This is a genomic window from Pseudomonas sp. 1912-s (assembly GCF_029269205.1).
Lineage (GTDB): Bacteria > Pseudomonadota > Gammaproteobacteria > Pseudomonadales > Pseudomonadaceae > Aquipseudomonas.
The window spans coordinates 19,970-40,532 of record NZ_JARIXR010000028.1 but is presented as its reverse complement, the minus strand read 5'-3'; the positions used below and the strand labels follow the sequence as shown (position 1 = coordinate 40,532).

General features: G+C 58.8%; 21 protein-coding genes. 7 read left to right on the top strand and 14 right to left on the bottom strand.

Annotation, left to right across the window (positions count from 1 at the left end; all coding sequences use genetic code 11):
- Positions 1-74 precede the first annotated feature (74 nt).
- Positions 75-965 (top strand): LysR family transcriptional regulator, encoded by an 891-nt coding sequence (locus P3C29_RS26885; RefSeq protein ID WP_275965871.1) that lies wholly within the window; start codon positions 75-77, stop codon positions 963-965.
- On the opposite strand, the gene P3C29_RS26880 is transcribed toward P3C29_RS26885, so the two are convergent.
- The 5 genes from P3C29_RS26880 to P3C29_RS26860 form a co-directional block, all read right to left on the bottom strand.
- Positions 938-1,684 (bottom strand): fimbria/pilus periplasmic chaperone, encoded by a 747-nt coding sequence (locus tag P3C29_RS26880; RefSeq protein WP_201124286.1) that lies wholly within the window; start codon positions 1,682-1,684, stop codon positions 938-940. The genes P3C29_RS26885 and P3C29_RS26880 overlap by 28 nt on opposite strands.
- On the bottom strand, positions 1,684-2,349 hold the full coding sequence (locus tag P3C29_RS26875) for a fimbrial protein (protein WP_275965890.1): 666 nt from the start codon (positions 2,347-2,349) through the stop codon (positions 1,684-1,686). Before P3C29_RS26875 ends, P3C29_RS26880 begins: the two co-directional genes overlap by 1 nt.
- 494 nt (positions 2,350-2,843) lie before the next feature.
- Positions 2,844-5,447, bottom strand: coding sequence for a fimbria/pilus outer membrane usher protein (locus tag P3C29_RS26870; RefSeq protein WP_275965870.1), 2,604 nt, complete (start codon positions 5,445-5,447; stop codon positions 2,844-2,846).
- A 165-nt stretch (positions 5,448-5,612) separates the two neighbouring features.
- Entirely contained in the window at positions 5,613-6,404 is a 792-nt protein-coding gene (locus tag P3C29_RS26865) for a molecular chaperone (RefSeq protein WP_275965869.1), read from the bottom strand.
- Between the two features lie 95 nt (positions 6,405-6,499).
- A complete protein-coding gene (locus P3C29_RS26860; protein ID WP_201124289.1) occupies positions 6,500-7,066 on the bottom strand; it encodes a fimbrial protein in 567 nt (188 codons plus the stop codon).
- 267 nt (positions 7,067-7,333) lie between these two features.
- On the opposite strand from P3C29_RS26860, the gene P3C29_RS26855 reads away from it, so the two are divergent.
- On the top strand, positions 7,334-8,878 hold the full coding sequence (locus tag P3C29_RS26855; RefSeq protein WP_201124290.1) for an EAL domain-containing protein: 1,545 nt from the start codon (positions 7,334-7,336) through the stop codon (positions 8,876-8,878).
- Positions 8,879-9,074: 196 nt separating this feature from the next.
- Positions 9,075-9,440, top strand: coding sequence for a histone-like nucleoid-structuring protein, MvaT/MvaU family (locus tag P3C29_RS26850; RefSeq protein ID WP_010171383.1), 366 nt, complete (start codon positions 9,075-9,077; stop codon positions 9,438-9,440).
- Between the two features lie 169 nt (positions 9,441-9,609).
- Here P3C29_RS26850 and P3C29_RS26845 read toward each other — a convergent pair whose 3' ends face one another.
- Complete coding sequence (locus tag P3C29_RS26845; RefSeq protein WP_201124291.1) at positions 9,610-10,146, bottom strand: DUF4946 domain-containing protein; 537 nt, start codon at positions 10,144-10,146, stop codon at positions 9,610-9,612.
- Positions 10,147-10,339: 193 nt separating this feature from the next.
- Between P3C29_RS26845 and gloA the strand changes: the two genes are divergently transcribed.
- Positions 10,340-10,861 (top strand): lactoylglutathione lyase, encoded by a 522-nt coding sequence (gloA, locus tag P3C29_RS26840; protein WP_275965868.1) that lies wholly within the window; start codon positions 10,340-10,342, stop codon positions 10,859-10,861.
- Between the two features lie 63 nt (positions 10,862-10,924).
- On the opposite strand, the gene ahpF is transcribed toward gloA, so the two are convergent.
- The 3 genes from ahpF to P3C29_RS26825 form a co-directional block, all read right to left on the bottom strand.
- Positions 10,925-12,490 (bottom strand): alkyl hydroperoxide reductase subunit F, encoded by a 1,566-nt coding sequence (gene ahpF, locus P3C29_RS26835; RefSeq protein ID WP_275965867.1) that lies wholly within the window; start codon positions 12,488-12,490, stop codon positions 10,925-10,927.
- Positions 12,491-12,617: 127 nt separating this feature from the next.
- A complete protein-coding gene (gene ahpC, locus P3C29_RS26830) occupies positions 12,618-13,181 on the bottom strand; it encodes an alkyl hydroperoxide reductase subunit C (RefSeq protein WP_003173835.1) in 564 nt (187 codons plus the stop codon).
- Between the two features lie 150 nt (positions 13,182-13,331).
- Positions 13,332-14,258, bottom strand: coding sequence for a site-specific integrase (locus tag P3C29_RS26825; RefSeq protein ID WP_275965866.1), 927 nt, complete (start codon positions 14,256-14,258; stop codon positions 13,332-13,334).
- A 160-nt stretch (positions 14,259-14,418) separates the two neighbouring features.
- Between P3C29_RS26825 and P3C29_RS26820 the strand changes: the two genes are divergently transcribed.
- Positions 14,419-15,426 (top strand): DNA-binding protein, encoded by a 1,008-nt coding sequence (locus P3C29_RS26820; protein WP_201124293.1) that lies wholly within the window; start codon positions 14,419-14,421, stop codon positions 15,424-15,426.
- Here the strand turns inward: P3C29_RS26820 and gorA are convergent, their stop codons facing one another.
- Positions 15,427-16,785, bottom strand: coding sequence for a glutathione-disulfide reductase (gene gorA / locus P3C29_RS26815; protein ID WP_177046421.1), 1,359 nt, complete (start codon positions 16,783-16,785; stop codon positions 15,427-15,429).
- A 103-nt stretch (positions 16,786-16,888) separates the two neighbouring features.
- Positions 16,889-17,728 carry a UTP--glucose-1-phosphate uridylyltransferase GalU gene (galU, locus tag P3C29_RS26810; RefSeq protein ID WP_003212579.1) on the bottom strand — a complete coding sequence of 280 codons (840 nt, stop codon included), beginning with the start codon at positions 17,726-17,728 and terminating at the stop codon, positions 16,889-16,891.
- 306 nt (positions 17,729-18,034) lie between these two features.
- Here galU and P3C29_RS26805 point away from each other — a divergent pair, with 306 nt between their 5' ends.
- Both P3C29_RS26805 and P3C29_RS26800 read left to right on the top strand, forming a co-directional pair.
- Positions 18,035-18,220, top strand: coding sequence for a hypothetical protein (locus tag P3C29_RS26805; RefSeq protein WP_010171394.1), 186 nt, complete (start codon positions 18,035-18,037; stop codon positions 18,218-18,220).
- 104 nt (positions 18,221-18,324) lie between these two features.
- The gene (locus tag P3C29_RS26800) at positions 18,325-18,609 is read left to right on the top strand and encodes a hypothetical protein (RefSeq protein ID WP_003212581.1); all 285 of its coding nucleotides are present in this window, start codon (positions 18,325-18,327) and stop codon (positions 18,607-18,609) included.
- On the opposite strand, the gene P3C29_RS26795 is transcribed toward P3C29_RS26800, so the two are convergent.
- The 3 genes from P3C29_RS26795 to P3C29_RS26785 all read right to left on the bottom strand — a co-directional run bounded on the left by P3C29_RS26795 (position 18,610) and on the right by P3C29_RS26785 (position 20,471).
- Positions 18,610-18,840, bottom strand: a complete 231-nt coding sequence (locus P3C29_RS26795; RefSeq protein ID WP_275965865.1) for a hypothetical protein — start codon at positions 18,838-18,840, stop codon at positions 18,610-18,612.
- Positions 18,841-18,903: 63 nt separating this feature from the next.
- Positions 18,904-19,824 carry a c-type cytochrome gene (locus P3C29_RS26790; protein WP_275965864.1) on the bottom strand — a complete coding sequence of 307 codons (921 nt, stop codon included), beginning with the start codon at positions 19,822-19,824 and terminating at the stop codon, positions 18,904-18,906.
- A complete protein-coding gene (locus P3C29_RS26785) occupies positions 19,821-20,471 on the bottom strand; it encodes a c-type cytochrome (RefSeq protein WP_275965863.1) in 651 nt (216 codons plus the stop codon). The genes P3C29_RS26790 and P3C29_RS26785 overlap by 4 nt, the downstream gene beginning before the upstream one ends.
- Between the last annotated feature and the right edge of the window lie 92 nt (positions 20,472-20,563).

Genomic DNA, 20,563 nt, shown 5'->3' with positions numbered 1-20,563 from the left:
GATTTCTACTCAAACATTCAGGATTGGCTTATTGTTTGGCTAATCCTTTGTCATCGTAAAATGAGTAAATACTCATGACCCTTACCCAGCTGGAAATCTTCTCCCTGGTGGCCGAGCTGCAAGGTTTCACCAGCGCTGCCAATCGCCTGGGCATCAGCCAGTCGGCGGTGTCCCACGCAATCAAATCCCTGGAGCAGGAGTTGGGAGTGGAGTTGATCCGCCGCCATCAATCCCAGGTCGAACTCAGTGATATCGGCCAACAACTGCTGTTGCGCGCCCGGGCCATGCTCGGGCTGGCCAACACACTGCAACAGGAAGCCGTCGACGCCCGCGGCATGAAACGCGGCACGCTGCGCATCGGGTCGTTCGGGCCCACTTCGTCGATTCGATTGTTACCCAGGATTCTGCAGCGCTTTCGCCAGTTGCATCCGGGCATTGAGGTGCATGTGGATGAAGGGCCGGATCGGCAGGTAATGCAGTGGCTGGAAGAGCGGCGCGTCGACGTGGCGTTCGTGGTCATGCCCGAGGAACGTTTCGATACGTTCCCGTTGATCGAGGATCAACTGGTGGCCCTTCTGCCCGTAAACCATCCTTCAGCCCATCAGCCCTGGATCAGCTTGAAGCAGCTATGCAACACCCCGTTTATCCTGACCCAGGCCGGGTCTGCCGAGCTGGTGTCGCGCCTGTTCCTCGGGGCCGGGCTCAAACCGGACATCCGCTACCGCTGCTCGCAGTTGCTGAGCACGCTGGACACTGTCCGGCGCGGGGATGGCGTGACCATCGTTGCCGAGTTGTCACTGCCGCAGACGAACGATCCAGGTTATTTGAAAAAGCCACTGGCACCTGCCGTCAAGCGCCAGGTGGGGCTGGCGGTGCTGGATCAACGCCAATCGTCTCCCGCCACCCTGGCGTTTATAAAGCTGGCAACCCAACTGGATTACTCATCGGACGTCCATTCGGCTTGATGGCGTTGTGTTGAGCCGTTGTCGTCAATGGTCGTGAAGCTTATCCCGGGCTTGTCCCGGGACCGGTCCGCCCCTGTCAGAAGCACCACCTCGGCTGAATGCGGCGCGATCATCGGCGGGTCGTCGCTACTGCTTTGCGCGCCATTGACGGTCAACACTACGTTGGAAAGGGTCACGTAATAGGCGCTGGGATTGCTGACCCCAAGCCTCGGTTCCGGCCCCGCAAGCTTGCGCCATTTCAGCGCCCGGGCAGCCTCCAGACTGGACATCGACAGCGCCTTGGGCCGCAGAAACAGCTTGATCCGCGTGCGAAACGCCACTTGCACAGTATTGGCGTGGCCTTCGGGGCTGGGAGGAACGCCCAGTACGTTGAGCCAGAATACCGACTCCCGGTCCGTGGGCAGCGCGGCGCCCTCCCTCTCGTTGAACGTCAGTCGCAACGCCTTGCCTTGCCCCGGCTCCATGCGCACGATGGGCGGGCTCAGGCTAAAAGGCACATCGCTGAGTTCGGGTGCCAGCTGCGCATCCCCGTCGTCGATCCAGGCTTGTACCAGGCGCGGACCACTGCTCTCGTTTTTCAGATTGACCGTGACCTCCCGTGCCGGCGCCGCATAGACCACCCGGGTGCGATCAATCACGATTTCCGCGCGGGGCAAGCTCGAAAACAGCAGCAACGCCAGGCCTGATGCAAATCCCGCCGGGTTCAAAATCCCCGGCATCAGCGATAGGCCATGGTGAACGTTGCCACACCGTTTGCCGTGCCTGGGGTAATGCTGGAACCGGTCTGGATATAACGGGCGGTCAGCGGGATAGAAAACGTACCGTTGCCTGTGCTGCCTGCCAACCATTGGTTGGGGTTACCGATGGCCGAGGAGTCGGCGCCATAGCGGATCAGCGTGGGCCCGCGCAACAGTTGCAACGCCACACCGCCGGCGGTTGAGCCTCCGGCCAGGGACAACACGTCGGTACGGTTGGCCGGTTGGGTCTGGTCGGTCACCGTGACGAATACATCGAGCGTGCTGCCGCCACCGCCCCCGCAATTGAGTCGGATGCTTTCGGTGGCACTGCCGGCATGACTGCCGACCCCTTTGAATGCGCTGACCGTCACTTGCCCCAGAGACATTGGCACGGAAGGCTTGGTAACGCTGCAGGTGGGTTTTAGCGGAGCGTTTATAACAACCCCGGGAATGATGAATCGGACGTCATTGTGGATGATCAAATCGAGGGGACGTAGATCAAAAGTTGCTACCTCCTGGGACCTGATGGTTCCTCCGACTGTAGGCCCAATCGCCACAAGAAAGACGCGTACGTTCGCCCCCCAGGCGCCGGGTTTGTTTTGCGTGGTTCCGTAAAGAACGGTGAGTCTGTCACTCAGTGCAACCATTGGACGGTTGGGGTCCTGAGCCGCCACTGCTATCCCCACCCCCGGCACATTCGTGCGATAGACACGTATGCTCAGACCCAACGCGTTAAGGCGAACGAGTGAGTCTTCCCCACCCAAATAGCCCCGCATAACCGACTCAGCATATCTGGGGTGAAATATGTCCGTGTAAGTACAGCGCATCACGGATTGACTGTTGAAGGCATACCCGCTCGTATTACCGATTACCTGCCCGACTGCCGTTCCGGGAGGTACTGTGATGGGCGACGGGATGGAGATAACAAAGTCTCTCGCCCCGCTTGGCTGACAGGTTCCAAAGGCGAACACACTGGACGATGCCACCAGACCGCACAGTATCAATACGCCGCGCCCAAACCGATTCCCTGCCTTGGTCCACGTTCGGCGCCCAAGCTTGGTGACCATTGAACGACAGAAGCGGATGGCCATGTTCCCAACTCTCCAAGAATAATTTGAGTGTTCCAATAAATCGTACATTTTCATATTCCTGTCACCGCGTGCGGTGCCCGCATCACCACGCATTGGCCTTGCAGAAAATCGGTATTGACTTGCCGCTCGCCACTGATTTGTTTCGGCAATTGATAGTCGATACTGCATTGCCCACCCGCCGCATCGCTCCATTTCACGGTAAGCGAACCGCTGTCCGCGATCCCCCGCACAAACGCCTTGCTGGCCTGGCCGACCACGCCCACTTCCCGGCCCTGCTCATCGAACACCTGGGCGGCGAATGGCAGTGGCTGGCCGTTTTTCTGCGTGGCCTTGAGTATCACGGCACGCCCGCTGATGGTTTCGAAGGTGATCAAGGTCACTGCGCCCAACGTCGGCGCCACCGTCTGGGTTGACTCCTTCAGTTCCACATCGAGAGAGGTGCCTTCGGGATCGATTTCAACCACGTTGTTCTGGAAAGCCCTGAGTGACGGCACGACTGCGTAGCCGCTGCTGTCGATACGGGTGCCGCCAGAGCCGCCCAGCATCGCGCCTTCGGCATTCGGTGCATGAACCAGCGTCGAGGCCTCCCCCAGGCTTTGGGACAAGGTCATGCCACCCGCGTGAGCAACAACAGCGCCATCGGCACTGAAGGACAACTGAGAACTGTCCCTGCTCTGGCCATACCCCACCCGCACGTTGGCCGCACGCGTGCGGTAGCCCGCATACGTATTGACGTCGCTGGAACTGCTACCCCCGCTGGTACTGCGGTTAGCCGAAATCCCATAGCTGCCTTCGGCATTTTCCCCGTACAAACCGTTGATCCCCACTTGCTGCTGGGTGGAGCGGGACGAACCGGTGTCACGGGATAACGAGGTATTGATACTGGGCGAATTGAAGTCACTGCCCAATGGCATCGACAGGGACAGCATGAAGCGATTGTCGATGCGCCCCTGTTGCGCAGTCCGCCCGAAAAACACCTCGTCTGCGAGTTCACCATCCGTCAACCGACGGGTGTCCTCGATCCGCGAGCGCTGGGCCGAAACGTTCCAGTTGAGTTTTTTCCAACTCGAACCGTAACCCAGGGTGAACGAGGTCTGGCGCCCTTGCTGCTGCCCCCAGTAATCGACCGAGCTGCCATACAGGCTCAACGTACCGTCCCCGAGTTTCTGGCTGACCGTCACGTCAACACGACTTTTCTGACGGGCATAGCCATTGATGTCTTCGTTCCGGCGCCCGAGATCACGCACGTTGATTGCATCGGGCAAGCTGAGAAAACCGTCCGACGAAAAACGATAGGCCCCCAGCAAAAAATGCGTACCCGAGCTCGGCAAGTTCTTGTTGTAGCCCAGGCCAAAGCTATGGCCGGATAAATTGCCCTGCCCCGGCACACTCGTGCGTGACCCGCTGCCGTCCAGGGAAAACGCGCCAAGGGGCGTACTCACCGCCACGCCGACCTTGCCCTGGTTATAACCTTCAGAAAATGAGCCGCCGCCATACAACGTCAGCTCGTCGGTCAGGCCTCGCTGTAACGTGCCCTGGAACACCGATGGAGCCTTGCCTTCGATTCCCCGCTGCTGCACCTCGCCCAAGGTCGCGCTGTATTGGGTGGCGTCGGCACGCAACAACTGTGGGGTTACGGAGTAAGGCACTACAAAGGTGTTCCGGCGCCCATCCACTTCGGTCACGCTGACGGTCAGGTCGCCACCGGAGCCAGTGGCAAACAAATCACTGATGACAAAGGGACCTGGAGCAACCTTGGTTTCATAAATGGTGTAACCGTTCTGGCTGACCGTGACGGTGGCATTGCTGCTTGCCACACCACGAACCTGCGGCGCATAGCCTTGTTGCGATTGCGGCAACATGCGCTCGTCGGTCGCCAGGGTCACACCGCGTATGCGGACCCCGTCGAGAATCTGCCCACTGCTGAAGCTGTCGCCAATGGTCAGCTGTGACTTCCAGGGGGCGATGCTGCGCTGCACGTAAGTCGCGGTATTTTGATAAGGCTGCAAGCCAGTGCGAGAGTTTTGACTCAGGGCGCCCTGGTGCCGCAAACGCCAACTGCCCAGGTTAACGCCCGTATTGATGCCCAGGTAGGATCGGTCGTCTACGTTGCCCGAGGTGCGGGCCGACGTACTGAAGTTGTAATTGAGCAAGCCGGCGGTGACGCCGTCATCCCAATAGGCCGGATCGACATAATCCCGGGCGGATTGCTTGAGGTAGAGCTGCGGAACGCTGGCAGACCACTCCAGCGTCGAGGCATCAAAACTGCTGCTGGCCAGCGGGATCCATTGCCCCAGGTCGCCGCAGAGCGCGCCGTCCAGCCGCGGGCTGGTTTTCACGTCAGGGCCGGCGTCGCGATCAACGTTGTCCCACGCAATACCCAGCTGGTCCAGCATTTGCGGGGAAAAACAGGGTACGGCGCCACTTTTCGTATCGAGGGAGATAAAGTCGACATCGCGGCGCCCCACGCGCTGACCATTGACGATGATATCAACGCGGTAAACACCCGGGCTCATGACGTTGCCGGTATTGAAACGGGACATGTCCACCGTGGCCGCCGTACCGCCGGAGAACGCCCCCAGATCAAAGGTCGGCGTGGTCGCAAAAGCCATCTCGGAGGAGATCAATACCGCGCCGAACAGCCCGCCAAGCATCAACCTTCCAGGTTTGAAGGGCAAAACCGGGGCGCAACGGTACACCCGTAGTTGAACGTAAGTAGGCATAGTCAGGACTTCAGAAAGGGCGTTAGGGCAATCTGTTTTCAACAGCGAACGGTGGGTGCTGCCATGCAGCCGACGTCAACAGCCAGGTGTTCGCGATCACAATTGCAGTGCGGCGCGCTGCGTGGGCGAAAACGCGCCGTAGTCATTGATGTACTTGAAATGCACTTCGGCATCGGCAGGGATAACGGCCACCGCCCCGCGAATCGGCAGGCTCAGCGTTCCGCGCGGCACGATCATGCCCGCCTCCACCGGGAGTACTCTCGCGCCCGGCTGCGCGCCCATGGACACGGCTATTTCATTGAACGTGACGTGATACGCCGAAGGGTTCTGAACCTGCAATACGACGCCCTTGGCGTTGCGCTGCAGACTGAAGCGCAGCTGTGTCGGCGCCTCATCTGCCTTGCCGGGCAAGCCGGTCGGCCGGAAGAACACCTTGGTACGGATACGGAAGGCAAATTGCAGATGATTGCGCTCACTCTCCTCCGTTGATTTGTCAAACTCGTCAACCCGGGCGGGCACTTCCAGCACATTCAGCCAGAACAAGGACTCCCGGTCGCTGGGCAGTGGCTCCTTGTTGTAGGCCAGGCGCATGGCCTGCCCCTTCCCCGCATCCAGGCGAAAGACCGGAGGCGAAAGACTGAAAGGAACGTCGTTCAGCTCTCGAGCCTGGTGCTGATCACCGGCATCCACCCAGGCTTGTACCAAGCGAGGAGCCTGCTGGTCATCATTGCTCAGCTGGATCGTGATCTCACGGCGCTGCTCTGGATAAATCTGCCGCGTACCGTTGATAACGATCCCGGCACAGGCCACTTGGGCCACCTGGCTCAGGCCGAGCCCCACTACAGCCCACGTCAGAAAACGGCTGAGTGTCGTTGAAAGATCGAACATTGTGTATTCCTTGATAGACAATTGTCTGCACCCGGCAATCACGCCACCGGGTGAGAACCTCAGGCAAAAGTGCCGGAGCAATCAGCCCGGCCTATTCAAGGGAAAGTAACGGAGTACTGCACGCTGGTATTGACCAGGCCCGCACCCGCGGGACCACCCGTGGCGATATAGCGTGCCGAGAAAGGCAAGGTCGCCAAGCCGCCGACGATGGTTGCAGGCGTGGAATTGAGACCGGACCGCAGGTCGATTGGCCTGTTCACAGCACCGTCGACAAGTTGTACTTCAACGTTGGCCGCCGGGGTTGCGGCTGCAACGTTACGCAAGTTGCCGGTGGCTGGATTGATGTTCGGACTGCCAGCCTCGTACAAGACCGCAACAACAGTCCCGTCCGGGCACGTTGGGCTACCCCCGACGTACACATAGAACGGTTTTGCCCCAGCCGTTTGCCCCGCAGTCGAAAGGGCCGAGGTTTGGACCGTCTGCAGGACCACCGGGAAGTTGTTGCCCGAACCCGGCGAAACGCCAGTGCCACCGCTGATGGTGCAAGTCGTGCCTTTCACCTCGCCGGAAATTGTGATGGTGCCGTCTTCGGCAGACACGGCAGTAGCCATTACCCCAGAGGCTGCCAGTAATGCCATCGCCAATAGTTGTTTCTTCATCATCAACGCTTCCTTAATAGAATGGGCTAACGAAAGCTTTCCAAGGCAATGTGGTACTTTGGCCAAAGCTTTCGTAGGTTTACGTGGCGCCCACGTTGAGATTCGATCCATTCACAACTATATCTACATATGTCAAAGCCCTTGGAGGGGCGGACTGGAGAACCAGAAAGGCCCGCGCAGTGGTAAATCGCCGTTTTTTGGCTTATGTGCATGGGAAAGTTGTTTAACGATTTTACGTACCCTTCCCGTCTCATGCCGAAGGCAGCTGCCATGCCCCTGACCGCAAAAAAACCACGCAACCGCTCCACCCGTGTCCTGGTCACCGCACTTTGCGGGGCACTGCCGATCTTGCTGGGTGTGCTCATTCTGTATTGGCAGGCCGAACGCACACTGGAACAAAGCACCGCACAAACCGCCGAAGAAGCCGTGCGCCAGTTTGACTTGATGCTCGACAACACTGCCCTCGCCGCCCAGGAGCTGTTGCCGCTGGCAGGCCACGAATGCGATCTTCCAACACAGTTGGCCTTGCGCGAACAAGTCACCCGCCGCCCCTTCGTGCGCGCCACGACCTTGTCCTGGCAGAGAAACATTTATTGCAGCTCATTGTTTGGCGGCAACTACCAGTCGCCGGTCAACCCTGAAGACTACGTCAACGGGCGGCTCTGGCTGATGAAAGGCAACCCGGTCACGCCCGACACCGCCTTGCTGGTGTATCGCCTCACCGAAGGAGACCGGGGCGCGTTTGCGTCTATCGATGGCTACCACCTGACCAACGCCCTGCGCCTGATCAGCCGCTTTGCCGACCTGGTGCTGCAGGTCGGGCCCAACTGGCTGTCGGCCGATGGCAAGGTTCACAACACGGCGCTGCCGGCCTTTGCCGTGGCCCAGCATCATCTCGATTCCAAGCGGTATACCTACAGCGTGGAAGTCGGGATGCCGGAAGGCGAAACATGGCGCTACATGAAAGACCGGTTTCCGGCGCTGTTCGTCCTGGTGGTGTTTTTTGGCGTACTGGCGGGCCTGCTCGCGCACTGGCTGCAAAAACGCTCGTCAGCACCGACCCATGAGCTGCAACGGGCCTTGGGCGCCAATGAATTCATTCCGTATTATCAGCCGGTGGTGCGTGGCGACAACATTAGCCAGTGGGCCGGCTGCGAAGTGCTGATGCGCTGGAATCACCCCAAGGAAGGCCTGGTGCGCCCGGACCTGTTCATTCCCCTGGCCGAGCATTCCGGCCTGATCGTGCCAATGACCCGCGCCCTGATGCGGCGGACCGCCGCACAACTGGCGCCCCACGCCGAGCAATTTGCTGACAACTTTCATGTAGGTATCAACATCACCGCTCGCCATTGTCACGACCTGGAGCTGGTGGAGGACTGCCGGGAATTCCTCGCCGCCTTCCCGCCGGGCAAGGTGATCCTGGTACTTGAATTGACCGAGCGCGAGTTGATCGAGCCCACCGACATCACCCGCCAGTTGTTCCAGGCGCTGCATGAAATGGGGGTAATGATCGCGATCGACGACTTCGGCACCGGCCATTCCAGCCTGGGTTATTTGCGCAACTTCAATGTCGATTACTTGAAGATAGATCAAAGCTTTGTAGCGATGATCGGTGTTGATGCACTCTCGCGGCATATACTCGACAGCATCATTGAACTGTCCGCCAAGCTCGACCTGGGCATCGTGGCAGAGGGCGTCGAAACACAAGAACAATGCGATTACCTCGCCGCTCAAGGCGTGGATTTCTTGCAAGGTTACCTGTTTGGCAAGCCTGTTCCTTGCGACGAGTTCATTAGATTCCTGAACGGCCATTGAATAGCCAGCCACTTCAATGGAAATATTGTTAATTATACAAAAGACATGATTTACTCATGGCTGATTAACTACTACAATTTTTCCTGCCTGTGCTGAATTGGCAGGAGGGCCACTTTCATTGAGTCGCCTTAAGGCTCTTGGCTTATCGCTTTGTTTGCAGTAGATATCAGCCAAATACACTATTGGAGTATAGATTTTGTCCAGACTCGCCGAATTTCGCGCAGCAGAAAAAGCCCTTCAAGAGCAGCTTGCCCAGCTGGAATCCCTGAAGAACGATGCTGGCTTGAAGAAAGAAATCGAATTCGAAGAAAAGCTGCAAGGGCTGATGAAAACCTACGGCAAAAGCCTGCGCGACATCATCTCCATCCTGGATCCTAACCCGAGCAAGTCCGGCGCTTCCGTCGCCGCCGCACCAAAACAGCGCCGTGCACGTGTGGTCAAGGTTTACCACAACCCGCACACTGGCGAACTGATCGAAACCAAGGGCGGCAATCACCGCGGCCTGAAGGCATGGAAAGAACAGTACGGCGCAGCCACTGTAGATTCCTGGCTTCGCGGCTAATGCCTTGCGACTAGTACAAACGCACTAAGAAAAGCCCTGCACATGCAGGGCTTTCTTGTTTTCGGGCAGCAATATTGAAACAAAATAGTACCGTGGCATCTTCAAAAACGAACTTTAAAAAACATTTCACTTTGTTCAATTCGAATATTTTCTGCCTTGGCTACAGCGCTCAAAGTTTAAGGCTGTCGCGCACCGAACTGACTTCATCCTTGCTGGACTCGTAAGCTTCGGCCTGGCCTGCGTATGAAAAAACATAGGCCTTATCGGTATCAACCGCCCCGACCAACGTTTGCGACAGCACGTGCCGACCGTTCTCGGTGATGACACAGGTAGTTTCCAATGCTTCAAGCCGGCTCAATGTTGTGGGGTGCATCTTGGTGCACACACTTTGATAACCACCCTGGGCAAAGTCCTTCTGGATGGATTTGCGCATTTCCAGCAGCACACCTTGCAGGTTGACCGTATGCCCCACTTCGATCGGGGTGCCCGTCAACTCCATGACCATTAACGTCGCACCATTTTCATCATTCTTTATTGCACGCTGGCGCGACACTGTGGAAGGCTGAGCCGGCGCCTGATCGTCGGGCACCACCTCCTCCACCTGCCAGCCGCTGGGCCAATGAATTTCCGGGTCAGCCGCCCATACGGCGGTGCTGCCCAACAACAGGCCCAGGGTCGTTAACAGCGGTGCGCGAAATCCGATCATTGCGAAAAACACTCAAGGTTCAAGCGACAAAGTTTGGCCCCCCGCACCCGCTGCTCGCAAGGGCTGCGTGACCTTTTTCATTTGGCGCAGCAGGCATGGCTGCGTATCATGGACCGGCTGCAAGGATGCCAGCCGCAAGCCAAGGGATGCTCCAACCGGAGCCACGTTTGCCCCATTCTTCTCTGGAGGGCCCATGAGCCTGCACGAACTGAACACATTCCCGGGCGTCACCGCCCAACCTGACACCGCCACCTCGAACTTCGTGTTCAACCACACCATGCTGCGGGTCAAGGACATCACCAAGTCGCTGGATTTCTACACCCGCGTCCTGGGTTTTTCCCTGGTTGAAAAACGTGACTTCCCGGAAGCCGAATTCAGCCTGTACTTCCTGGCCCTGGTCGACAAGGCCCAGATCCCGGCCGACGCCGCCGAGCGCACCCAGTGGATGAAGTCGATTCCCGGCATCCTGGAACTGACCCACAACCACGGCACCGAAAACGACGCAGGCTTTGCCTATCACAACGGCAACACCGACCCGCGTGGCTTTGGCCATATCTGCATCTCGGTACCGGACATCGTCGCGGCCTGCGCACGCTTTGAAGAGCTGGGTTGCGACTTCCAGAAGCGCCTGAGTGATGGCCGCATGAAAAGCCTGGCCTTCGTGAAAGACCCGGACGCGTACTGGGTTGAGATCATTCAGCCAACACCGCTGTAAGATTTGCCAGGCAATAAAAAACCCCATGATCACTCATGGGGTTTTTCATTTCCGGGCCAGAATTTACGCCGGGGCAGAAGTGCGGATCAGGTGATCGAAAGCACTCAGGGAAGCCTTGGCGCCCTCGCCTACTGCGATCACGATCTGCTTGTACGGCACAGTCGTTACGTCACCGGCGGCAAAAACACCTGGCAGTGACGTCTCGCCACGTGCATCGACGATGATCTCGCCACGTGGAGTCAGTTCCACAGTGCCTTTGAGCCAGTCGGTGTTGGGCAGCAAACCGATCTGTACAAAGATGCCTTCCAGGTCGATCGTCTTGAACTCACCGCTGTCGCGATCCTTGTAGGCCAGGCCGGTAACTTTCTGGCCATCGCCCTTGACCTCACTGGTCAGCGCGCTGGTGATCACGTCAACGTTCGGCAGGCTGTACAGCTTGCGCTGCAACACGGCGTCGGCGCGCAGCTTGCTGTCAAACTCAAGCAAGGTCACGTGGCTGACGATACCGGCCAGGTCGATGGCTGCTTCAACGCCGGAGTTACCGCCACCGATCACCGCGACACGCTTGCCCTTGAACAACGGGCCATCGCAGTGCGGGCAGAAGCACACGCCCTTGGCCTTGTATTCCTGCTCGCCCGGCACACCCATTTCGCGCCAGCGGGCACCAGTGGCCAGGATCACGGTCCTGGACTTGAGGGTCGCACCGCTTTCAAAACGGATTTCGTGCAGTTCACCCGCGTTCTTCGCCGGGACCAGCGCAGTGGCGCGCTGCAGGTTCATGATGTCCACGTCGTACTGACGCACATGGGCTTCCAGGGCGCTGGCTAGTTTCGGCCCTTCGGTTTCCTGTACCGAGATAAAGTTCTCGATCGACATGGTGTCCAGTACCTGCCCGCCGAAGCGCTCAGCCGCAACACCGGTGCGGATGCCTTTACGTGCAGCGTAGATAGCGGCTGCCGAGCCCGCTGGGCCGCCGCCGACGACAAGTACGTCGAACGCATCTTTGGCGCTGATTTTCTCGGCGGCCTTTTCGATGCCGCTGGTGTCGAGCTTGGCGAGGATTTCTTCCAGGCCCATACGGCCTTGGCCGAAGTTCACACCGTTCAGGTAAACGCTCGGCACCGCCATGATCTGACGATCATCGACTTCGGCCTGGAACAACGCACCGTCGATGGCGACGTGGCGGATATTCGGGTTCAACACTGCCATCAGGTTCAACGCCTGGACCACGTCCGGGCAGTTCTGGCACGACAGCGAGAAGTAAGTCTCGAAGCTGAACTCGCCTTTAAGGGCGCGGATCTGTTCAATCACTTCGACACTGGCCTTCGAGGGGTGGCCGCCGACTTGCAGCAGCGCCAACACCAGGGAGGTGAATTCATGGCCCATGGGGATGCCGGCGAAACGCAGGCTGATATCGGCACCCGGGCGGTTGATGGAGAACGATGGCTTGCGCGCATCATTGCCATCGGTTTTCAGGGTAATCAGCGTGGTGAGGCTGGTTACGTCCTGCAAGAGGGCAAGCATTTCCTGGGATTTCGCACCGTCGTCGAGGGAGGCGACGATCTCGATCGGCTGGGTGACCCGTTCCAGGTATGACTTCAACTGAGCTTTAAGATTGGCGTCCAACATACGGGCGATTTCCTATTAATTCGGTTTATTGCAGACAAAAAAACGCCCGAGCGAATCTCGCCCGGGCGTTTTGAGGGCGGATGCAGCTTACTTAGGTGCGGTAACCCGCCCTTGGCATTTCACAGACTTAGATCTTGCCGACCAGGTCCAGGGACGGAGCCAGGGTGGCCTCGCCTTCTTTCCACTTGGCTGGGCACACTTCGCCCGGGTGAGCGGCAACGTACTGAGCGGCCTTGATTTTGCGCAGCAGCTCGGAAGCGTCACGGCCTACGCCACCATCGTTCAGTTCAACGATTTTGATCTGGCCTTCAGGGTTGATCACGAAGGTGCCACGGTCTGCCAGGCCAGCTTCTTCGATCAGTACGTCGAAGTTGCGGGAGATGGTCAGGGTTGGGTCGCCGATCATGGTGTACTGGATTTTGCCGATGGCTGGCGAAGTGTTGTGCCAGGCAGCGTGGGCAAAGTGGGTGTCGGTGGAAACGCTGTAGATTTCGACGCCCAGTTTCTGGAATTCGGCGTAGTTGTCAGCCAGGTCTTCCAGTTCGGTTGGGCAGACGAAGGTGAAGTCGGCTGGGTAGAAGAAGACGACAGACCATTTGCCTTTCAGGTCAGCATCAGTCACGTCTACGAAGTTGCCGTTTTTGTAGGCGGTAGCTTTGAACGGTTTTACTTGGCTGTTGATGATAGGCATCGTTGACTCTCCGTCAGGTTTTGTAGAAGGGCTTAGTAAGTTGATGGGGTGAATCCTACCCACTCTCCCGGCCGATGGCTCATTGGCAAACCTCATGCTGACGATTGGTTTTCGCTATCAAGGGACTGTATTAATAGAAGAAACCTTCAATCACTCGAGGGATGCGCGGGTCATGCCGAGAAAGGGCGTCGCTTCAACATAGCGCATGGCGGATTTCATGTCTTTCCACCCGACGTAAGTCATCAACGACTTCAAGTCCCAACCGCTGCGATGGGCCCAGGTGGCAAAGCCCCGGCGCAAGGAGTGGCTGGTGTATTGATCGGCCGCAATGCCGGCGCGCTCCAGGGCCTGACGCAACAGCGGGATCACGCTGTTGGGGTGCAAGCCCTCCTCACCCAGGTTGCCCCAACGGTCAATGCCGCGAAACACCGGGCCGCGCACCAGCGCCGAGGCACTGAGCCACTCGCTATAGGCCTGGACTGGACACAGGCGTAACAACGCCGGTGTCTGGTAGGTGCGGCCGATATTTTCCCGATCACTCTTACTGCGTGGCAAATACAGGGTGATGCCCGAGCCGGGCACCGCCTGCACGTGCTCGATAGTCAACCGGCATAACTCGTCGCTACGAAAGCCGCGCCAGAACCCCAGCAGGATCAACGCCGCGTCACGCTTGGCCCGAAGCCAGTGCGGATGATCTTCGGCGCTTCGGGCGTCGCTGCCTTCCCGCTCAAGGAAATCAATCACCTGTTCCAGGTGCTGTAGCTGCAAAGGCTCAGCCTGCTTTTCCTGGGCCGGGTGCACGGCCCGAATGCCTTTCAGGACCTTGCGCACCACCGGCGCCTTGGTCGGATCGGGAAAACCCTGGCTGGTGTGCCACTGAGCCAGCGCCGACAAGCGCAACTTCAGCGTGTTGACCGACAGCACGCCCGCATGCGCCACCAGATACCGCGCCACGCTGTCGCTGGTGGCCGGCAGAAACCCACCCCAATTCACCTCGAAATGCTCGATCGCCGCCCGATAGCTGCGGCGGGTGTTATCGCGGGTGGCCGCATTCAGATAACGGTCCAGTTCACTCATACCTGTACTGCCATTGGGCAACATCCACTTCAAAACCCTATCACACGGGATAATAAGCCAATATCCCATCTGTTAAATCAACAATTTAAGACTAAATACAATCATGATATAGTACGTATATACATACTACGTACCACAGTACTAAATCGACGGAGACTCCATGGCTCGCGGCGGCATCAATAAAGCAGTAGTTCAAACGGCACGCCTGGCGATCCTCGCCCGCGGCGAAAACCCAAGCATCGATGCCGTACGCATCGAGATGGGCAATACCGGCTCGAAAACCACGATTCATCGCTATTTGAAGGAGCTGGACGAAAGCGAAACCCGCCAGACCATTACTGAAGCGCCCATCGACGACGAGCTGGGCGAACTAGTGGCGCGCCTGGCCCAGCGCCTCAAGGAAAAGGCGCAGGAGCCGATCGACCTGGCCCTGGCGCAGTTCCAGCAACAGCAAGCCGCCCTGCTCGCCCAGACCGAAGCGCTGGAAGCCGCCCACAGCCAACTCAAGCAACAGTTCGATATCCAGGCGGCCGCCCTGGCCGATGAAAGCGCGGCCCTGCAAAGCACCCGCTCCAGCCTGCAAACCGAGCAAACCCGCAACGCCGGGTTGAGCCAGGCGTGCAGCGATTACGAGCTGCGGATCAACGATAAAGACGAGCAGATTCGCTCACTGGAAGAGAAGCACCTGCATGCACGGGATGCCCTTGAGCATTACCGCAACGCGATCAAGGATCAGCGCGAGCAGGAACAGCGCCGCCATGAAGGACAGTTGCAGCAGGTACAGGCAGAGCTGCGCCAGGCCCAGCAGAGCGCGATGGTGCGCCAGGATGAGATCACCCAACTGCACCGCGATAACGAGCGCCTGCTGATTGAGCACCGGGTGACGGTGAAAGAGCTGAGTGCCTTGCAGGAACAGGCCCGCCAGGACCGCGAACAGCAGCGCCAGTTGAGCGAACAGGTGAATGTGATCGACAGCGAGCGCACCCTGTTGCAGGAACGCTTGCGGGTTGCACAGTTGGAGAATCAGGCACGCCAGGAAGCGCTGGCCGAACACCAGCAGGTCAACAAGACCCTGGAGCTGGACCTGGTCAAAGCCCAGGCCAGCATCGAGGCGCTGCGCCTGGCAGCCGTCATTGCGACGGTGCCAGAGGCAACTACCGAGTGCTGATTACTGCGCCACCGGCGTGCGCATAGTGACGAACTCTTCCGCCGCCGTAGGGTGCACGCCGATGGTTTCGTCGAAATGCTGCTTGGTCGCGCCCGCCTTGAGTGCGATTGCCAGGCCTTGCACGATCTCGCCAGCGTCAGGGCCGACCATGTGGCAGCCCAGGACCTTGTCAGTCTCGGCGTCCACTACCAGCTTCATCAAGGTCTTTTCCTGGCACTCGGTCAGGGTCAGCTTCATCGGCCGGAAGCGGCTTTCGAAAACCTGCACCTTGTGGCCGTCTGCACGCGCCTGCTCTTCGCTGAGGCCCACGGTGCCGATGTTCGGCAGGCTGAACACCGCCGTCGGGATCATCGCGTAATCCACCGGGCGATACTGCTCAGGCTTGAACAATCGACGCGCCACGGCCATGCCTTCGGCCAGCGCCACCGGCGTGAGTTGCACACGACCGATCACATCGCCAATCGCCAGGATCGACGGCTCAGCGGTCTGGTACAGGTCGTCCACTTCGACAAAACCACGCTTGTCCAACTTGACGCCGGTGTTCTCCAGCCCCAGGTTATCGAGCATCGGGCGCCGGCCGGTGGCGTAGAACACGCAATCGGTTTCCAGTACGCGACCGTCTTTCAAGGTGGCCTTGAGGCTGCCGTCGGCCTGCTTGTCGATACGCTCGATGTCGGCATTGAATTGCAGGTCCAGGCCGCGCTTGGTCAGCTCTTCCTTCAAGTGCGTGCGCACCGAGCCGTCAAAACCGCGCAAGAACAGGTCACCGCGATACAGCAGCGAGGTCTGCGCGCCCAGGCCGTGGAAAATCCCGGCGAACTCCACGGCGATATAACCCCCGCCGACCACCAGCACACGCTTGGGCAGTTCTTTGAGGAAGAACGCCTCATTGGAGCCAATGGCGTGCTCGCGCCCCGGGATTTCCGGGATCTGCGGCCAGCCACCGGTGGCCACCAGAATGTGTTTGGCGGTGAAGCGCTCGCCATTGATTTCCACCTGGTGCGGGTCCACCAGTCGCGCATGCCCTTCGTGCAGGGTCACGCCGCTGTTGACCAGCAGGTTGCGGTAGATGCCATTGAGGCGGTTGATCTCGCGATCCTTGTTGGCGATCAGGGTCGCCCAGTCGAAGTTGGCTTCACCCAGGGACCAGCCGAAACCGCTGGCCTGCTCGAAGTCTTCGGCGAAATGCGCGCCGTACACCAACAGTTTCTTCGGCACGCAGCCCACATTCACGCAGGTACCGCCCAGGTAGCGGCTTTCCGCTACCGCCACCTTGGCGCCAAAACCTGCAGCGAATCGCGCAGCGCGCACACCGCCGGAACCGGCACCAATTACATAAAGGTCAAAATCGTAGGCCATTTCACTCTCCTCGGCAGGACAACAGCATACCTGCTTACATGGGGCCGAAAAACGAAAAAGCCACCCGAAGGTGGCTTTCCCAGATCAAGCAGGCAACCGTGAATCAGTAAGCCTTGCCAGTCTTGTAGAAGTGCTCGTAGCAGAAGTTGGTTGCTTCGATGTAGCCTTCAGCGCCACCGCAGTCAAAACGACGACCTTTGAACTTGTAGGCAATCACGCAACCGTCTTTTGCCTGCTTCAGCAGGGCGTCGGTGATCTGGATCTCGCCGCCCTTGCCTGGCTCGGTCTCTTCGATCAGCTTGAAGATGTCCGGGGTCAGGATGTAGCGGCCGATGATCGCCAGGTTCGATGGGGCATCTTCCGGCGCCGGTTTTTCAACCATATCGCGTACGCGGATCAGGCCATCACCGATGTCGTCGCCGGCAATCACGCCGTACTTGTTGGTTTCCTGAGGGTCAACCTCCTGAACCGCGACGATGGTGCAACGGTACTTCTGGTACAGCTTGACCATCTGGGTCAGCACGCCGTCGCCTTCCAGGTTTACGCAAAGGTCATCGGCCAGTACCACGGCGAACGGTTCGTCACCGATCAGCGGGCGACCGGTCAGGATCGCGTGACCCAGGCCTTTCATTTGGGTCTGGCGGGTGTAGGAGAACGAGCACTCGTCGAGCAGTTTACGGATGCCGACCAGGTATTTTTCCTTGTCGGTGCCCTTGATCTGGTTTTCCAGCTCGTAGCTGATGTCGAAGTGGTCTTCCAGGGCGCGCTTACCACGGCCGGTCACGATCGAGATTTCGTTCAGGCCGGCATCCAGTGCCTCTTCAACGCCGTACTGGATCAGTGGCTTGTTCACCACCGGCAGCATCTCTTTGGGCATGGCCTTGGTCGCTGGCAGGAAGCGAGTGCCGTAACCGGCTGCTGGGAACAAGCATTTCTTGATCATATGAGTCCTTACAAAGGGCTGTGCGTACGAAATTCGGCGCAGTCTAATCAGGCCGCAGTCACCTTACAATGGGTCCTGCTGGCGTTGCGATGTCAACATAGAGAAAAAATGTCGGCGTAAGTTCCGCCGGCATTCAATCAAGTGCCTTCGTCGCTGTTAAAAATCGTCGGCTTGCGCCCGTCATTCAAAGGGCTTCAACCTTTTTAGCACGCTTTATCGCGATCGGCACTGACCAGCAACAACTTGCGCCGCCCCACGCCGTTTGGCGCTATCATTGCAGCCTGAACCAAACAACGAGATTGATAGATGTCAGAACCAAAAGGCGTGAACGGCTACCTGATCACCAAGCGAGCGGACGGCTGGCACTTGATCAACTTCCACGGCGACAGCGTTGCCGGGGCATTCGCGAGCGAAGCCCAAGCCATTGCAGTGGCCGAAGTGTTTGTGGATGAAGCAGGCCACGCGTCGAGCAAACGTCCCAAGACCAAGTAAGGCCTGTTTCCGGGGCTGCTTCGCAGCCCAACGGGGGGGGCAAGCCCCCTCACCACAAGACAGTGTCAGCGCTCCCCTTCCAACACCCTGATGACGACTCCTACATGAACAAGATCCTGGCACTGATTGCGGTACTGGCGCTTACGGGTGGTTGCACCACCACCTCCGACACCGTCCTGAAAAACGGCGAACAAGGACTGGCTATCGACTGCTCCGGCGAAGCCAACTCCTGGGCCAGCTGCTATGAAAAGGCGGATGCGTCCTGCGCTGGCACCGGTTACCGGATTGTCGGCACTGAGGGTACGCCGGCCCTGAAAGAAAGCGACAAGACCCTGGGCAAGGATGTCGGCAACTACAAAACCCGCAGCGTGACCGTGGTCTGCAAGTAATTACATGTGAATTTCGGCGAACTTGATGCCCAGGCCGCGAATGGTCTCGATCAAGTCGTCCAGGCGAGAGAAGGATTCGACCTCATCCTGGTCATCTACCAGGAAATAGCTGCGACCGCCGCTCTTCTTGAAGAATACGATCCACTCGCCTGTATCCGCAGGATTTTGAATCACATGGGTCGCAGAAATATGACCCCCTGCATGTCGGTCTCTGACTTGCTCACGCTTCATGACTGAATATCCGAAAAGACAATGCCGCTGATTCAGCGGCATTTTTTATGGGTGATCGACAGTTTAACGGATGCCTTGGCCAATCAGCACGCCATCGACCGTCTGCCCGTAAAGATTGATGCCGTCATTGGCGTGAAACTTCACCCGGGTTTTCTCCACGGAGCCTTCCACCAGGCGCGGGTCCTGAGGCCGCTCGTGGCGATTGACGTAGGCCGCCACGTCCCAGGCCTGTTGGTCGGTCAGGCTGCCGCCCTTGCCCAGGGGCATGTTGTGCTTGATGAAGGACGCTGCCGTGTTGATCCGGTGCATCCCGGCGCCCCAGTTGTAGGAGTCTTTACCCCAGAGTGGCGGCATCACGTAGCTGTCGCCGACTTTCTGGCCCTGGCCCTCGGCACCATGACAAACGGCACATTGGCCCTTATAGACTTCAGCGCCCTGGGCCAGGTCATACCCCTTGCCGGGGGCCGGCACGTCCGGGTAGCCACGCCCCGGCAGTTCGACGCCCAGGGGAGCCTTGCTCGCCAGCCAGTAGGCATACACCGACAACGCAGTAATCTCCGGGCTGTCTGCCGCCGGTGGCGTGCCGCCATTCATGCTGAACTGGAAGCAACCCTGCAGGCGCTCGGCGAAGGTGTTTACCTTGTCGTTCTTTTTTCGATACGCCGGGTACATGGGGTAAGCACCCCACAGCGGCGCGGAGTTGGCCAGGCGTCCCTGGTCCAGGTGGCAGTTGCTGCAATTGAGGCCATTACCGACAAACTGCGGCGCCAGGCGCTTGGTGTCGACAAACAGCGCGTAACCCTGTTTCACCAGCTTGCCGTAGGCGTTGTCCGGCAGCTCACTCTCTTTCGGCGGCAGGAACTGCGCGGCCGCAGGATGAGCGGCAGGCTGCAACTGTGACTGGTCCTCCATGGCGATGGTGGCCGCATGGGCCGGCACACTGATCAGGGTTCCCAGCAACGGCGCACACAAGAAACGCTTCATGGCTTGGCCTCCTGGCCGCTCAGCGACGCGAAATAAGTGGCCACCGCCTGCACTTCTTCAGCGCTGAGGGATTTGGCGACATGCCCCATCAGATCGTTCGGATCGTTATGACGTGTACCGCTGCGCCAGGCGTTCAACTGCGCTGCCAGGTAGGCTGCCGATTGCCCGGCCAAGGGTGGAAACGCCTCGCCGACACCCACGCCGGCCGGGCCATGGCAACTGACGCAGGCCGGAATCTGGCGTTCCCACGCGCCTTGCAGGGCAATCTTTTGCGCAGCGTCAGTTGGCATATTGCTGCGGTGCACCGGGACAGGCGCCGGCGCGAGCATTGCCGCCAGCTCCTCGGTCACGGCGTTGATTTCTTCTTCCGTCAGTGCGCTGGCCAGCGGTTGCATCACGGGACTGTTACGCGCGCCGCTTTTGAAATCCTGCAGTTGCTTGCGCAAATAACCCGCAGGCAAACCGGCCAAGCGCGGAAAACCCGCCGCCGCCAGCCCCAGGCCATCCGCGCCGTGGCAAGCCACACAGGGCGCCGCTCCCGGCTGGGAACCGCCCTGTGTAAACACGTTTTTTCCCTCCAGCGCGTGGGCACTGCCCACTATCAGCAACAACGCGCTACCCATCAGAACTCGTTCCAGAGACATCATCACGACTCCATTTTTATAGTTATATGCTTAGGCGAATTAGGCATAAGCCTACAAATGGTAGGGTAATGATCCGACAGCCACAACACTCAAAA

Bases quoted from the DNA above. Each gene is read 5' to 3' on its own strand.
- P3C29_RS26885 (WP_275965871.1), top strand. From the start codon at position 75: ATGACCCTTACCCAGCTGGAAATCTTCTCCCTGGTGGCCGAGCTGCAA.
- P3C29_RS26880 (WP_201124286.1), bottom strand. From the start codon at position 1,684: ATGCCGGGGATTTTGAACCCGGCGGGATTTGCATCAGGCCTGGCGTTG.
- P3C29_RS26875 (WP_275965890.1), bottom strand. From the start codon at position 2,349: ATGGTTGCACTGAGTGACAGACTCACCGTTCTTTACGGAACCACGCAA.
- P3C29_RS26870 (WP_275965870.1), bottom strand. From the start codon at position 5,447: ATGCTTGGCGGGCTGTTCGGCGCGGTATTGATCTCCTCCGAGATGGCT.
- P3C29_RS26865 (WP_275965869.1), bottom strand. From the start codon at position 6,404: ATGTTCGATCTTTCAACGACACTCAGCCGTTTTCTGACGTGGGCTGTA.
- P3C29_RS26860 (WP_201124289.1), bottom strand. From the start codon at position 7,066: ATGATGAAGAAACAACTATTGGCGATGGCATTACTGGCAGCCTCTGGG.
- P3C29_RS26855 (WP_201124290.1), top strand. From the start codon at position 7,334: ATGCCCCTGACCGCAAAAAAACCACGCAACCGCTCCACCCGTGTCCTG.
- P3C29_RS26845 (WP_201124291.1), bottom strand. From the start codon at position 10,146: ATGATCGGATTTCGCGCACCGCTGTTAACGACCCTGGGCCTGTTGTTG.
- gloA (WP_275965868.1), top strand. From the start codon at position 10,340: ATGAGCCTGCACGAACTGAACACATTCCCGGGCGTCACCGCCCAACCT.
- ahpF (WP_275965867.1), bottom strand. From the start codon at position 12,490: ATGTTGGACGCCAATCTTAAAGCTCAGTTGAAGTCATACCTGGAACGG.
- ahpC (WP_003173835.1), bottom strand. From the start codon at position 13,181: ATGCCTATCATCAACAGCCAAGTAAAACCGTTCAAAGCTACCGCCTAC.
- P3C29_RS26825 (WP_275965866.1), bottom strand. From the start codon at position 14,258: ATGAGTGAACTGGACCGTTATCTGAATGCGGCCACCCGCGATAACACC.
- P3C29_RS26820 (WP_201124293.1), top strand. From the start codon at position 14,419: ATGGCTCGCGGCGGCATCAATAAAGCAGTAGTTCAAACGGCACGCCTG.
- gorA (WP_177046421.1), bottom strand. From the start codon at position 16,785: ATGGCCTACGATTTTGACCTTTATGTAATTGGTGCCGGTTCCGGCGGT.
- galU (WP_003212579.1), bottom strand. From the start codon at position 17,728: ATGATCAAGAAATGCTTGTTCCCAGCAGCCGGTTACGGCACTCGCTTC.
- P3C29_RS26805 (WP_010171394.1), top strand. From the start codon at position 18,035: ATGTCAGAACCAAAAGGCGTGAACGGCTACCTGATCACCAAGCGAGCG.
- P3C29_RS26800 (WP_003212581.1), top strand. From the start codon at position 18,325: ATGAACAAGATCCTGGCACTGATTGCGGTACTGGCGCTTACGGGTGGT.
- P3C29_RS26795 (WP_275965865.1), bottom strand. From the start codon at position 18,840: ATGAAGCGTGAGCAAGTCAGAGACCGACATGCAGGGGGTCATATTTCT.
- P3C29_RS26790 (WP_275965864.1), bottom strand. From the start codon at position 19,824: ATGAAGCGTTTCTTGTGTGCGCCGTTGCTGGGAACCCTGATCAGTGTG.
- P3C29_RS26785 (WP_275965863.1), bottom strand. From the start codon at position 20,471: ATGATGTCTCTGGAACGAGTTCTGATGGGTAGCGCGTTGTTGCTGATA.